This is a genomic window from Thalassotalea coralli (genome assembly GCF_055786205.1).
On record NZ_JBVVBK010000007.1, the window covers coordinates 282,068 to 294,766 of the forward strand.

The window sequence follows — 12,699 nt, forward strand, 5'->3', positions numbered from 1 at the left end:
CTCGGTTCCGTTTCGCTACACAAGTTTAGCCAAGCATTTATCAGCCCGTTATTGGGGCGTTAGGTTTTTCAAAGGATTGAGGTTTAAAAATGAATAGTGATTTTCGAGTGTCAGGTTGGGCTTATTTAATTTATGGCACCACGAGCTTAATCGGTTTTGTTATAGCTTTCTCGTTTGGCGTAACTCAAATGCCGGCCTATCTTGCTTTACCTCTTTACGTCCACGCTTTGGTTAATATTGCTTTAGTATTAAATGTGTTAGTTTTGTTAAGTGGGTATTATTTAATAAAACAAAATACTAATGTCCATAGATTTGCGTTTCCAATAGCAATGGTGTTATTGCTATGTATTCCATCGGGCACTGTAGTAGGCTTCTTGTATTTATATCAAAGAGCAAAAAAAACTAACAAGTAAATCAAGCGGGACTGCTAAAGCTTGGCTCGGTTCCGCTCCGCTACACAAGTTTAGCCAAGCATTATCAGCCCCTTGAGTGGGCGTTTTGTGTCAATGAAACGATGGAGTGTCAAAATGATTCGTGTATTGGGTTTTTCTTTAGGTATAAGTTTTATCGCATTTTTTAGCTATAGCCTAATTTTTATAAAGCATGACTTGTTTGGTTACGCTTTTGCTTCATTTAGTTTATTGCTTGGTATTCTATTCCTTACTTATGGCATAAAAGGAAACAAGTTTGTCACCCCTTTTATTCGTAAATTTCTTATGTGGTAATTAAGTGACACATAACAAGCCAATTAAGTGCGGGACTACTAAAGTTTGGCTCGGTTTCGCTTAGTAAAACCTTTTTTATTACTTATTTAGAATGGAGGCGATTATTTATGTCTATTACACAAACGTTAAATAAATGGTTAACGGTGGAAGTTGACGAAGAATCAATTAACCGACAAGCTCGGGAAATTAGGTTGTTGTTTGAAGCGCTAATCAACCAAGGGTTTAATGAGGATCAGGCGTTGAAGATTGTTGTTGGTGTTTGTAACAATTATGGCTCCGATGATTTAGATATTTAAACCACATTTTTAATCATAATTATGGTCGACATTAAGATTTAGCCAGTGAATAAAAAAACGCGCTTAAAGCGCGTTTTTTTATTGTTCTACATGTTCTTTCAAATAAGCAAATAGCTCTCGGTAATACTTACCAGTTTTCTCTGAAGCTTTCTCTTTAGCAGCCTGTCGTTGCAACTGACGTAGCTTTTGTCTGTCCATTGCAGGGTGCTGGCTTAACAGCTCTTCAATTTTGTTACCGCCTTGGTCAATCACTTCATCGCGCAATTGTTCAAGTTTGTGAAACTTGGTGGTTTCTTGCTGATGCTTGTTAGCCATGATATCAAGCGCTTTTTGAATAGGCTCTAGATCTGTTTCAAGTAATACTTTACTCATAAAGCGCACATGGCGGCGCAAAGCTTCAGGTTTGTTTTGAATTTTATCGGCTAGAGCAAGGGCTTCTAATAGCTCTTCGGTAAACGGAACCTTCGAACGTTGATGCTTTGATAGTTTAACTAAACGCATAGCAAAATCTTGTAGCGCGTGCATTTCACGCTTTATATCAGATTTACTTTTATATTCTTCGTCTAATGCGTCGATATCGTGGTCGTAGTCAGGCATAATAAAAAGACTGGATTAAAAACATTGGCATAGTATACCTTAAGCTGCACTTTGCCACTAGCATAAGCCTATACTGAAAGTACTGGGTTAAGAGTTGTTTACTTCGATGACAGATAAAAATTCAATTATAGAACAAATGGAACAAGTAAAGTCGCGTGTTGGTGACGTACTTGATTTGGCCAATTCTCTTGGCGCAGATGGCGCGGAAGTTGCGATGAGTCGTCAGCAGGGCTTAAGCGTTTGTACTCGCCTAGGTGAAGTTGAAACCGTTGAGTTTACCAACGACGGTGCCCTGGGTATTACTGTGTACTGTGAAGGGCGAAAAGGTAGTGCGTCTACCGCAGATTTGTCTCAAGAAGCATTAAACCAAACGGTACAAGCAGCGGTAAATATTGCCAAATATACCTCGGTTGATGACTGTTCTGGCTTAGCGGATAAAGAACTGCTAGCAATGGACCCGCCTGACCTAGATTTATATCACCCGAAAGTTTTATCTACTGATGAAGCCATTGACATTGCTAAATCGTGTGAAGTGGCAGGTTTAAATCATGACAAGCGTATCGGTAACTCTGACGGTGCCACATTAGCAAGTTTTGAAGGCTTTAAAGTGTACGGTAATAGCCACGGACAAATTGTTGGCTACCCTAGTAGTCGTCATAGCTTGAGCTGTGTGATGATTGCCAATGAAGCAGATGAAATGCAGCGCGATTACGCCTATTCTATCAATCGTAAATTCGACTTATTAGAAAAGCCTGAAGATATCGGCATAAAGGCGGCAATTGAAGCAACATCACGTTTAAATGCGCAAAAATTGCCAACAGGGAAAGTTCCTGTCATGTTCCGTGCTGATATTGCTAACGGTTTTTGGGGACATCTTATTGCCGCTATTAGCGGTGGAAACTTATACCGTAAATCGTCTTTCTTAGTTGATTCTATTGGTAAGCAGCTTTTTCCTGAGTTTCTAACGATTTCAGAGCGTCCACAAATTAAAGGCGCATTAGCGAGTAGTGCTTTTGATAGCGAAGGCGTAGCAACACAAGATCGCGAAATTATCACTGACGGTGCGCTAGCAACTTATTTGTTAACGAGTTATTCAGCACGCAAGTTAGGCTTACAAACAACAGGTCATGCTGGCGGTATTCACAACTGGCAAGTGTCGGCAAATGGCGGTGATTTTAAGCAAATGCTTAAAACACTAGGCACTGGCTTATTGGTAACAGAGCTAATGGGGCAGGGCGTTAATATCGTAAATGGTGACTATTCTCGCGGTGCTGCTGGCTTTTGGGTAGAAAACGGCGAAATTGCCTATCCTGTGTCAGAAATTACTATTGCAGGTAAGCTACAAGATATGTTCTCAGGGTTAGTTGCTGTAGGTAGCGATACTGACTTAAAAGGTGCGATTCACACCGGCTCTGTACTTATTAACGAATTACAAGTAGCAGGAAACTAGTCGTAACTAGTTTCTGTGGCTCATAACTATGCTGGCTTGCAACAATTTTGGCTTGCAACATTGTTAGTTCTTAAAGGGGAAATGTTAAGTATTAACCCAATAACAATGTTGCAGTGCCTAAGAACGCAAAAATACCCACTACATCCGTAATCGTTGTTAGGATAACGCTACCCGCGAGCGCTGGGTCAATATTCATTCGTTTAAGCATTAACGGAATAACCACACCAGCTACACCAGCAGCCGTCATATTCATCAACATGGCAAAGGCTATGATGCTACCTAAGGTGACGTCTTGTTTCCAAATACCCACAACAAGCCCTATCAGTAGCGCCCAAATAATGCCATTTAAGAAGCCGATAGCGAGTTCTTTATAAAGTAAAATTTTCGAGTTACTTTCACCAACATGGCCCAAAGCAATACCACGAATAACCAGGGTAAGTGTTTGGTTACCTGCAACGCCGCCCATACTTGGCACTAAGGTATTTAAGATCGCCAGAATGGCTAACTGGCTTAAGATGTCTTCGAACATCGCTGATACAGCTACAGCGAATAAAGCGGTAATTAAGTTTACACCCAGCCAGATAGAGCGCTGTTGTGTACTTTTAACAACAGGGGCAAAGGTATCGGCTTCGTCATCTAGACCCGCCATACTCATCATCGAGTGTTCTGCTTCTTCACGGATGATATCAACGATATCATCGACCGTAATACGACCTACTAGGCGGCCTTCTTCATCGATAACTGGGGCAGAGAACCAGTCAAATCGTTCGAACAGCTGAGCAACTTCTGTCTCAGGCATATCAACGGTGACAGCTTCAACTTCGGCATCGATAAGGTTTGAAACTGTAGTTTCAGGCTTCGCTGTGACAATTGCTTGTAGTGAAATAGCGCCGATAAAGCGGTCTTTTCTGTCTACAACATAGAAGGAGTCAGTTGACTCAGGCAATTCGCCTTTTAATCTTAAATAGCGTAAAACCACATCCACCGTTACGTCAGGGCGGATAGTGATAGTATCGGTATTCATGATACCGCCAGCGGTATCTTCTTCGTAAGCAAGTGCCTGCTCTACGCGACTCCTGTCTTGCGAGTCCATGGAGCTAAGTACTTCACGATAAACGCTATCAGGTAGCGTTCTTAATACTTCTGCGAGGTCATCTACATCCATGCCTTCAGCAACTTCGGCAAGCTTTTCCGGCCGGATGTTTTTTAAGATGCCTTTACGAACTTCTTCATTAAGCTCTTCGAGGACTTCACCGTGATGATCTGGGTCGATAAGTTGCCACAGTACGGTACGTGTTTTCGTTGGAGATGATTCGAGTAGTAGTGCCAAGTCATATGCAGGCATGTTCTGCATTAACTTGCGCACATAGACAAACATACCGCTACCAAGTGCTTCGTTAACTTGCTGCAGCTTTTGTTGACTATAATCTTGTTCTGACAATTCCGGCATCTTGTTGTCCTATGCCTTCATACCAATTGAGGTAAATATCTACTTCAATCAGTATCACTACACGAATATTGAATAATCTTTGAAAAAGGTGACACTTTTACTATCAAACGTTATTTTTTCTTGATGAAAATAACTGGTTCACCAATGCAGGTTAAACAGTAAATACTGCGTTACCAACTACAATAGTTTATCTCAACTATCTGGTTTTATCAGCTTTTTTCTTGATGCTAGCGAATTTAACCGCGTAACTTAGTGGATAGGGGAATGGTAAAGTTATTGAAAATTACTGTTCTTCATCGAAATTGTCAGTAAAAAGCTTGTTTATGGCAAACATCGCTTGTTCTGCATCTTTTCCGCTGGCGTGAACTTTTACTGTTTTTCCTTGGCTTCCTGCTAATAACATTAATCCCATCACGCTATTAGCATCTGCCGTGTTTTCTTCTAGCTCGATTTGAATATCTGCCGTAAATTGCTGGCACAGTTGAGCAAGCTTAGTCGCCGCTCGGGCATGAAGCCCAAGTTTATTGGTGATTAAGATATCTTTCGAGATGGTCATTAATGCACGAGCCTTTACGTTGACGCAACGTTTAAGTCTCGGTGTCGAGCTTGCACGTCTGCGCGTTCTTTTTTCAGGTTATTTGTGAGTAATTCCGCAATGTATACGGATCTGTGTTTTCCGCCAGTACAGCCAATAGCAATAGTAATATAGCTGCGGTTATTGCGCTCTAGGTGAGGTAACCAGGTCATCATAAAGCTGTTAATTTGCCAAACAAATTTAGTGACAATTGGCTGGCTTGCAAGAAAGTCGATTACAGGTTGATCTAGTCCGGTATAAGGCTTTAAGTCTTTTTCCCAAAATGGGTTAGGTAAGAAGCGAGCGTCGAAAACAAAGTCAGCGTCTTTCGGCACACCATGTTTAAACCCAAAAGATTCAAATACCACTACCATATTGCCAGTGGTTTTACCCAAAATACGTTCACGAATAAGATCAGCAAGCTGGTGAGGGGTTAACTGGCTAGTATTAATGTATAAGTTAGCGCGTGATGAAATAGGCTCTAATAGCTTTTTCTCAAGAGAAATTGCCTGATCTAACGCGATGTTTTGCTTGATAAGCGGATGCAAACGTCTGGTTTCACTAAAGCGTTTTATCAGGTCGTTATCGTCAGCGTCTAAGTAAACAATACTTAATTCTACTGCGCTTGGTAAGTAGTCGATAATTTCAGAAACATCAGACGGGTCATCAGGTAAATTTCGAACATCCAAACTCACCGCAACGGTTTCGTAATCATTGATTACCGTATGCGTAAGTGCTGGTAGCAAGTTAACAGGAATGTTATCAACACAGTAATATCCTAAATCTTCAAGTACACGAAGGGCTACTGTCTTGCCCGAGCCAGAACGTCCGCTGACGATGGTGAGTTTCATGTTGTAATTCCGTTTTTATTGTTCGGCTTGTGTTATAAATTGAAAGAGTGCTTTATCGCTGTCACATTTTCGCACTTGTTTGACGACTTTTTTATTACCAAATAATTTTGCGATACTTTGTAATGTTGAAAGGTGTTCCTGACATTGCTGCTCGGGAACAAATAAGGCGACAAAAATATCAACAGGGCGGTTATCTATCGCGTCAAATTCAATAGGGTGTTCAGTTGTTGCTACCACTAACATCACTTTTTCACTATCAGCTAACCGGCCATGAGGAATGGCAATACCGTTGCCGATACCCGTTGAGCCCATTTTTTCACGCTGCATTAAACTTTCAAGTAAGGTGTAGGTATTCATTTCAACTGCATTTTCTGCAGCTTTTTCACAAATGATTTCTAGGATTCTTTTTTTACTAGTAGCAGGAACTGCACATAAAGTGCAGTTCTCTGTCATGATGTCGGATATTTTCATTGAAGTTGAAACTAGTGTTGGCTTATTTTGCCTTTATATTTGAGGATTTGTTTATCGAGTTTGTTCACTAAAGAATCAATAGAAGCATACATGTCTTCATTCTGTGCTTTGGCGTGAACTTCGGTACCGTTTAAATGAACAGTTGCTTCCGCAATTTGGTTGAGCTTCTCTACGGTAAGTACTACATAGACATTGTTGATGTGATCAAAATGTCGCTCAAGCTTTGCAAACTTTTTATTAACGCTATCGCGCATAGGTTCAGTGATTTCTACATGGTGTCCAGCAAGATTAATTTGCATAAGCTCTCATCCTTCTTTCAAGGTTTACAGTAAACTTTTACGCTGATTAGACGGTGGAATGCCTAGAGACTCTCTATATTTGGCTATGGTCCGTCTTGCAACGTTTATGCCCTGCTCAGCTAACAACTCAGCCATTTTACTATCGCTCAGTGGTTTCGCTGGCACTTCTGCTGCGACCAGCTTTTTAATTAAAGCTCTGATCGCAGTGGAAGAACACTCTCCGCCATTTTCCGTACTCACATGGCTAGAGAAGAAATATTTTAGTTCAAATATCCCGCGTGGGGTGTGCATGTATTTTTGTGTGGTTACACGTGAAATCGTAGATTCATGCATATCTACAGCTTCGGCAATGTCGTTAAGAACCATTGGGCGCATAGCTTCTGGGCCATGCTCAAAGAACCCTTGTTGGCGCTGAACAATGCAGTTACTTACTTTTAATAGTGTATCGTTACGGCTTTCTAAGCTCTTGATAAACCATTTGGCTTCTTGCAAATTAGAACGAATAAATTGGCTATCGTTAGAATTTTTCATCGAACGCGCCATAGAAGCATATTGTTGGTTTACTGAAAGGCGAGGCGCAGTATCTGGATTTAGTTCAACCACCCAACGACCATTTTTCTTTTCAACAGATACATCAGGAATAATGTATTGCTCTTCTTGTTTGATCACTGAGTCGCCCGGTCTAGGATCTAGTGACTGGATCAAACGAATAATTTCGCGTAATTGGTCTTCTTTCAAGCGTGTCTTACGCATGATGGTGCGATAGTCACGGTTACCTAGTAAGTCAATGTGCTCGCCAATGATTAGCTTGGCTTCTTCTAGCCAAGGCGTATCTTTATCAAATTGGTTTAATTGAATAATTAGACACTCAGGAATAGAGCGGGCACCGACACCAACTGGATCGAATACGTTGATGCGCTTAAGCACAGCTTCTACTTCATCCAATTCAACATCTTCTAAGCCAAGAGATTCTAAAATATCTTCGGTGGTTACCGTTAAATAACCGGCATCGTCAATAGCGTCGATAATTGCCATTGCGATGGCTTCGTCGGTCTCAGTAAATGGTGTTAATTCCATTTGCCAGCGAAGGTGATCTTGAATGGAGTCTGTGGTTTCACCTTGATAAACAAAATCTTCTGAAGGAGCAGCGGCACCTGTATTTGATACGCCTGCACTGAAACTTTCATCCCAAGTGGTGTCTATATTCAGCTCTTCTGGAATATCAGACTTATCCATTGCTTCTGTTGTGCTGATTTCATCAATGGTTGGCGAGGCGTCTTCAGAGCCATCATTCGCCGTAGGCGTTTCCGTTGTTTCAGAAAAAGCTTGTTCTAAATTATCAGGCTGAGATTCTTGGTTAGCGGAAGCTGCTTCGTCAACTTCTAATAAAGGATTGCTTTCAAGCGCTTCTTGAATTTCTTGTTGTAGATCCAACGTTGACAGCTGCAACAATTTTATCGCTTGTTGCAACTGAGGTGTCATAGTCAGTTGTTGTCCAATACGGAGTTGAAGACTAGGGCGCATTTATCTAATTCTTATCCTTTCCAAGGTTATTGGTTTTGTTTTTTTAACAGCTTATCACAACTATAACGTGAATTGCTCTCCAAGATATACATCTCGTACCTGTTGATTCGCTAAAATTTGATCTGCATTCCCTTGAGCGATTAATTCTCCATGACTGACGATATAAGCATGTTCACACACATCGAGGGTTTCACGTACATTGTGGTCAGTAATTAGAATACCAATTCCCTTGTTCTTTAAGTGTAGAATAATTTTCTTAATATCACCGACAGAAATTGGGTCTACGCCAGCAAAGGGTTCATCTAGCAATATAAATTTAGGATCAGCCGCTAACGCACGAGCAATTTCTACGCGACGACGCTCACCGCCAGATAGGCTCATGCCTGTGTTTTCGGTAATGTGACCGATATTAAATTCTTCAACTAAGTGTTCGAGTTTTTCTTCTCGCTCGATAGCGTTCAGATCTTTACGTGTTTCTAAGATAGCCATAATGTTCTGATAAACAGTTAGCTTTCTAAAAATCGAGGCTTCTTGTGGCAGATAGCCAATGCCTCGACGCGCGCGCTCATGCATAGGCAATAGTGTAAGGTCTTCACCATCTAAGGTGATCTTGCCTTTGTCATTGTTAACAAGGCCAACAATCATGTAAAAGGACGTGGTTTTGCCAGCGCCGTTAGGGCCAAGTAAACCAACAATTTGCCCGGCTTCAACAGATAAGCCAACGTTTTTTACAACTTGGCGGCCTTTATATGATTTAGCTAGATTGCTAGCACTTAACACTGCACTCATTTTTTAAGCTTTTCCAGTTGTTTCGGCTGAAGAGTGGTTTGTACTCGTTCGTTGTCTTTACTATCTGCAAGCACTTGCTCAGTTAGAAGGTTATAGGTAATCACGCTACTTTTTACCATGCTTCCTGCTTGCCTTAATTCTGCATTACCCGAAATGACTATAGTATTTTTTGCCGGCTCGTAAGTAATCTCATTGGCTTGTAAATAAATAGGCGTACCATCTTCTAAAATTTGCTCGAAGGTTGCTGGAGACCCTTTTGCGATATAGGTTTTTGGCTCTGAATCTGGATTTGATAACACTTGAACGAGATCTGCTTTTATTTTTAAGCTGCCTTGTGTAATGACGACATTGTCGATGTAGCTAAATATTTTATTTTTTAGATCGCCAGCAGAACGCGATGCGTCAACGTGTATTTTTTGCTTAAGGTCGTCATCGGCAGCAAAGCCGTTTACTGAAAAAGTCGCACAAAGAATGACTGCCAGTAACCTATTGCGCTTGTTTGAAATAATTCGTTTTATCATGTTTCGTCAACGTTATTTGTTTAGTATTTAAATCGACGATAAGTCCTGCGCCATACATCACAAAATCGGCGCCCTTAAGTTCGATATTCTGTTTGGAACTAATGATGTTGGTACTGAGATCCAGTTCCAAGTCAGTTCCGTGTATTTCTTTAATTATACTGTCTTCGTCGGTAGCTACCAACAAAACATCTTGTTCTAGCTGTACGCGATGATTACCAAATAATGTGCCTTCTTTAGCACTTATTTCCCAAGGCTTGTCACCACTTTTTGGGAACAGAGTATATTTAGGTAGCTCAAAATATGTGACTGCAAGCTCGCTGTAATGTTCCATTTTTAGTGCATCTATCTTATAAGATAACTTGCCACTTTGAGCGAACGCTTTACTGCTTAATTGCTCTGCAACGAAGTCCGGGTTCATCGCATAGTCTTCATTATTTGCTTGTTCTAGGTCTTTTTCAAACCATTCAAAAACGCCGTAAATGGTTACAGCGCAGATGAAAAAGAGTAAAGAAAGAACGTGAGTGCGTGTCATATACTAGCGCCGGTGGCTTGTGATAACGTATTTTGGCTTTGCATCATAATATCACAGGCTTCACGTACGGCACCAAATCCACCTCTATTTGTCGTTACATAATGTGCTATTTTCAAAATAGCGGGATGGGCGTCATTAACTGCGATACTTAAACCAACATAATCCATACAAGCAAAGTCTGGCATATCGTCACCAATATAGGCAACGTGTTCTGGCGCTAAACCTTCTGCCGCTAATAACTCTTTTAGAACGGGTAATTTGTCTTCTTTACCTTGAATAATGTGTTTAACATTAAGTGCTGTCATGCGGGTATTGACAATATTTGAATTTCGGCCGGTTATCACGGCTAAATCAACGCCACTTGCTGCTAACGCTTTTACGCCATAACCATCCTTCGTGTGGAAAGCTTTTAGCTCTTCACCGTCGTTACCTAGATATATTCTACCGTCGGAAAAAACGCCATCTATGTCACAAACAAAGAGCTTTATCTGAGAAAATTTCTGATAAACACTATCGTCAATACTGCCATAAAGTGTTGTATTCATTACATTACCCCTGACTTTAACAAGTCATGCATATTCATAGCACCAATCGGGTAGCCTTGGTTATCTACGACAATAAGGCCGTTTATTTTCTTATCTTCCATAATTTTCAACGCTTCAGCTGCTAGCATTTCAGGTGAAGCTGTTGTTGGGTTTTTGGTCATCACTGACTCAATAACATCTTGATGTATATCTGTTTTATCGTCAAGTACGCGACGTAAGTCACCATCAGTGAATAAACCAACGAGCTGATTTTCATCGTTAACAATGGCGGTCATGCCTAAACCTTTTTCGGACATTTCTACTAGGGCGTCTTTTACTAATACATCAAGCTTAACCACGGGTAAGCGGTTTCCTTTGTGCATGATGTCTTCTAAACGAAGTAAGAGCCTTTTACCTAAACTGCCACCTGGGTGCGAAAGCGCAAAATCGTCGGCAGTAAAACCACGTGTTTCTAATAGTGCGACTGCTAGTGCATCACCCATTACTAAGGTTGCGGTAGTGCTTGAGGTTGGTGCTAAGCCTAATGGGCAGGCTTCTTGTGATACTTTCACACAGATATGGACATCGCTTAATTTAGCTAAAGTCGACTCTTCATTGCCTGACATGCCTATCATTTTGGCACCAATGCGCTTTATCACGGGGATAATCGATAATAACTCGCCAGTTTCACCAGAATTAGAAATAGCTAAAACAATGTCATCTTCGGTAATCATGCCTAAATCACCGTGGCTTGCTTCGCCAGGGTGGACAAAAAATGCTGGTGTTCCGGTGCTCGCTAATGTTGCAGCGATTTTGCCACCGACATGGCCTGATTTACCCATGCCGATAACGATGACTCGTCCTTTAGTCGCTAAAATTAATTCGCATGCCGTTTCAAAGTTATCGTTGATATGCTCGTTTAGCTCATCGATTGCTTGTTTTTCAATTTCAATAACTTGTTTGGCAAGTGCTTTAAATTTGGACATAGTTAACTCAATTTCCGTTTGGCTTTAAAAAAACCGAATCATACATTCAACTGTAAAATCTTACAGTTGACTAAATAATAGTAGCTGGTAAGCAATAAAGCTTACTAAAAGTAAGGCACCCTTAGCTCGAGTGATTCTGAAATTGCCTAACTTGCGACCAAAACACAAGATAAATAGAAGAAGGGTGACACCGACCATATAAGGTGCGTCTCTTACTGCTGCATTAGCGTCGATTTCGCCTGGGGCGATCATGCCTGCAAGTGACAATACCGCTAAAATATTAAATATGTTGGAGCCAATGATATTGCCTAAGGCAAGATCATCTTCTTTTTTCACAATACTCATTATGCTTGCTGCGAGCTCAGGTAAGCTAGTACCAATGGCGATAACAGTTAAGCCGATAACCAGATCACTGACGCCAAAAGCTCGAGCGATAAATTCGGCTGAGCTTACTAAATAGCTGGCACTCATTGGCAATAGCACCATGCCTACTGCTAACCAAAACAGCGCCCAAGAAGTCGGTAGGGCGTCTGGTACTTCTTGTTCAGCTTCAATGATCATGGCATCGTCCATAGGCTTATTTTTGGCGCGTTTTAATGTGATCATGAGTAAAGAAATAATGTAGATAAAAAAGCCAGCAAATAGGATGTAGCCTTCGGTTGCTGAAAAGTGTTTGTCTAATAGCATCCAATAGGCGAGTAAAGTTATTGCAAGAACAAGCGGTAACTCACGTTTGATGGTAGAAGAAGAAACAGACAAGGGGTGCATTAACGCTGTAATGCCTAAAACTAAGGCGATATTAGTGATATTGGAGCCAATCGCATTACCAATCGCGGTGTCAGGTTTACCGTCTAAGGATGCCGTTGCAGCGATCATCATTTCAGGTGCAGAAGAACCCATAGCGACTATAGTCAATCCGATAATCATTGGGCTAACACCAAAATTACGCGCGAGTGAAGAAGCGCCAACGACAAACTTGTCCGCACTCCAAACAAGGGTAACTAAAGAAATTAACAGTATAAAAATTTGCAATAACATTTACGACTCCAAAATATGTCGGCAAATTGTCGCTGGTTGTAGGCAAAAAAAAAAGAGCTTTTGCTCAAAATA

The 12,699-nt window shown here is 41.1% G+C and carries 16 protein-coding genes; 3 read left to right on the forward strand and 13 right to left on the reverse strand.

Features of this window, described 5'->3' with window-relative positions; genetic code table 11:
* The first annotated feature begins 89 nt into the window (after positions 1 to 89).
* Both ACOB80_RS17855 and ACOB80_RS17860 read left to right on the forward strand, forming a co-directional pair.
* On the forward strand, positions 90 to 413 hold the full coding sequence (locus ACOB80_RS17855; RefSeq protein WP_473167221.1) for a hypothetical protein: 324 nt from the start codon (positions 90 to 92) through the stop codon (positions 411 to 413).
* A 419-nt stretch (positions 414 to 832) separates the two neighbouring features.
* A complete protein-coding gene (locus tag ACOB80_RS17860; RefSeq protein WP_473167222.1) occupies positions 833 to 1,021 on the forward strand; it encodes a hypothetical protein in 189 nt (62 codons plus the stop codon).
* A 78-nt stretch (positions 1,022 to 1,099) separates the two neighbouring features.
* Here the strand turns inward: ACOB80_RS17860 and yjgA are convergent, their stop codons facing one another.
* Positions 1,100 to 1,618: a ribosome biogenesis factor YjgA gene (yjgA, locus tag ACOB80_RS17865; protein WP_473167223.1), complete on the reverse strand. Its 519-nt coding sequence runs from the start codon at positions 1,616 to 1,618 to the stop codon at positions 1,100 to 1,102.
* 106 nt (positions 1,619 to 1,724) lie between these two features.
* Here yjgA and pmbA point away from each other — a divergent pair, with 106 nt between their 5' ends.
* Positions 1,725 to 3,068 (forward strand): metalloprotease PmbA, encoded by a 1,344-nt coding sequence (gene pmbA / locus ACOB80_RS17870; protein ID WP_473167224.1) that lies wholly within the window; start codon positions 1,725 to 1,727, stop codon positions 3,066 to 3,068.
* 91 nt (positions 3,069 to 3,159) lie between these two features.
* Here pmbA and mgtE read toward each other — a convergent pair whose 3' ends face one another.
* The 12 genes from mgtE to ACOB80_RS17930 all read right to left on the reverse strand — a co-directional run bounded on the left by mgtE (position 3,160) and on the right by ACOB80_RS17930 (position 12,627).
* Positions 3,160 to 4,518, reverse strand: a complete 1,359-nt coding sequence (gene mgtE, locus ACOB80_RS17875; RefSeq protein WP_473167225.1) for a magnesium transporter — start codon at positions 4,516 to 4,518, stop codon at positions 3,160 to 3,162.
* Between the two features lie 283 nt (positions 4,519 to 4,801).
* Positions 4,802 to 5,074, reverse strand: a complete 273-nt coding sequence (locus ACOB80_RS17880; protein WP_473167226.1) for an HPr family phosphocarrier protein — start codon at positions 5,072 to 5,074, stop codon at positions 4,802 to 4,804.
* A 14-nt stretch (positions 5,075 to 5,088) separates the two neighbouring features.
* Complete coding sequence (gene rapZ / locus ACOB80_RS17885) at positions 5,089 to 5,943, reverse strand: RNase adapter RapZ (RefSeq protein ID WP_473167227.1); 855 nt, start codon at positions 5,941 to 5,943, stop codon at positions 5,089 to 5,091.
* A gap of 15 nt (positions 5,944 to 5,958) precedes the next feature.
* On the reverse strand, positions 5,959 to 6,414 hold the full coding sequence (gene ptsN, locus ACOB80_RS17890) for a PTS IIA-like nitrogen regulatory protein PtsN (RefSeq protein WP_473167228.1): 456 nt from the start codon (positions 6,412 to 6,414) through the stop codon (positions 5,959 to 5,961).
* An 11-nt stretch (positions 6,415 to 6,425) separates the two neighbouring features.
* The gene (hpf, locus tag ACOB80_RS17895; RefSeq protein ID WP_473167229.1) at positions 6,426 to 6,713 is read right to left on the reverse strand and encodes a ribosome hibernation promoting factor; all 288 of its coding nucleotides are present in this window, start codon (positions 6,711 to 6,713) and stop codon (positions 6,426 to 6,428) included.
* Between the two features lie 24 nt (positions 6,714 to 6,737).
* Positions 6,738 to 8,237 carry an RNA polymerase factor sigma-54 gene (locus tag ACOB80_RS17900; protein WP_473167230.1) on the reverse strand — a complete coding sequence of 500 codons (1,500 nt, stop codon included), beginning with the start codon at positions 8,235 to 8,237 and terminating at the stop codon, positions 6,738 to 6,740.
* Between the two features lie 60 nt (positions 8,238 to 8,297).
* Complete coding sequence (gene lptB, locus ACOB80_RS17905; protein WP_473167231.1) at positions 8,298 to 9,026, reverse strand: LPS export ABC transporter ATP-binding protein; 729 nt, start codon at positions 9,024 to 9,026, stop codon at positions 8,298 to 8,300.
* Positions 9,023 to 9,547: a lipopolysaccharide transport periplasmic protein LptA gene (gene lptA, locus ACOB80_RS17910; RefSeq protein WP_473167232.1), complete on the reverse strand. Its 525-nt coding sequence runs from the start codon at positions 9,545 to 9,547 to the stop codon at positions 9,023 to 9,025. Before lptA ends, lptB begins: the two co-directional genes overlap by 4 nt.
* The gene (lptC, locus tag ACOB80_RS17915; protein ID WP_473167233.1) at positions 9,513 to 10,079 is read right to left on the reverse strand and encodes an LPS export ABC transporter periplasmic protein LptC; all 567 of its coding nucleotides are present in this window, start codon (positions 10,077 to 10,079) and stop codon (positions 9,513 to 9,515) included. Before lptC ends, lptA begins: the two co-directional genes overlap by 35 nt.
* Positions 10,076 to 10,624, reverse strand: a complete 549-nt coding sequence (gene kdsC / locus ACOB80_RS17920; RefSeq protein ID WP_473167234.1) for a 3-deoxy-manno-octulosonate-8-phosphatase KdsC — start codon at positions 10,622 to 10,624, stop codon at positions 10,076 to 10,078. Before kdsC ends, lptC begins: the two co-directional genes overlap by 4 nt.
* On the reverse strand, positions 10,624 to 11,589 hold the full coding sequence (locus tag ACOB80_RS17925; protein ID WP_473167235.1) for a KpsF/GutQ family sugar-phosphate isomerase: 966 nt from the start codon (positions 11,587 to 11,589) through the stop codon (positions 10,624 to 10,626). Before ACOB80_RS17925 ends, kdsC begins: the two co-directional genes overlap by 1 nt.
* 60 nt (positions 11,590 to 11,649) lie before the next feature.
* Complete coding sequence (locus ACOB80_RS17930; protein WP_473167236.1) at positions 11,650 to 12,627, reverse strand: calcium/sodium antiporter; 978 nt, start codon at positions 12,625 to 12,627, stop codon at positions 11,650 to 11,652.
* Positions 12,628 to 12,699 lie beyond the last annotated feature (72 nt).

Bases quoted from the DNA above. Each gene is read 5' to 3' on its own strand.
- hpf (WP_473167229.1), bottom strand. From the start codon at position 6,713: ATGCAAATTAATCTTGCTGGACACCATGTAGAAATCACTGAACCTATG.
- ACOB80_RS17925 (WP_473167235.1), bottom strand. From the start codon at position 11,589: ATGTCCAAATTTAAAGCACTTGCCAAACAAGTTATTGAAATTGAAAAA.
- yjgA (WP_473167223.1), bottom strand. From the start codon at position 1,618: ATGCCTGACTACGACCACGATATCGACGCATTAGACGAAGAATATAAA.
- lptC (WP_473167233.1), bottom strand. From the start codon at position 10,079: ATGACACGCACTCACGTTCTTTCTTTACTCTTTTTCATCTGCGCTGTA.
- kdsC (WP_473167234.1), bottom strand. From the start codon at position 10,624: ATGAATACAACACTTTATGGCAGTATTGACGATAGTGTTTATCAGAAA.
- ACOB80_RS17930 (WP_473167236.1), bottom strand. From the start codon at position 12,627: ATGTTATTGCAAATTTTTATACTGTTAATTTCTTTAGTTACCCTTGTT.
- ACOB80_RS17900 (WP_473167230.1), bottom strand. From the start codon at position 8,237: ATGCGCCCTAGTCTTCAACTCCGTATTGGACAACAACTGACTATGACA.
- ACOB80_RS17860 (WP_473167222.1), top strand. From the start codon at position 833: ATGTCTATTACACAAACGTTAAATAAATGGTTAACGGTGGAAGTTGAC.
- rapZ (WP_473167227.1), bottom strand. From the start codon at position 5,943: ATGAAACTCACCATCGTCAGCGGACGTTCTGGCTCGGGCAAGACAGTA.
- mgtE (WP_473167225.1), bottom strand. From the start codon at position 4,518: ATGCCGGAATTGTCAGAACAAGATTATAGTCAACAAAAGCTGCAGCAA.
- lptA (WP_473167232.1), bottom strand. From the start codon at position 9,547: ATGATAAAACGAATTATTTCAAACAAGCGCAATAGGTTACTGGCAGTC.
- lptB (WP_473167231.1), bottom strand. From the start codon at position 9,026: ATGAGTGCAGTGTTAAGTGCTAGCAATCTAGCTAAATCATATAAAGGC.
- ptsN (WP_473167228.1), bottom strand. From the start codon at position 6,414: ATGAAAATATCCGACATCATGACAGAGAACTGCACTTTATGTGCAGTT.
- pmbA (WP_473167224.1), top strand. From the start codon at position 1,725: ATGACAGATAAAAATTCAATTATAGAACAAATGGAACAAGTAAAGTCG.
- ACOB80_RS17880 (WP_473167226.1), bottom strand. From the start codon at position 5,074: ATGACCATCTCGAAAGATATCTTAATCACCAATAAACTTGGGCTTCAT.
- ACOB80_RS17855 (WP_473167221.1), top strand. From the start codon at position 90: ATGAATAGTGATTTTCGAGTGTCAGGTTGGGCTTATTTAATTTATGGC.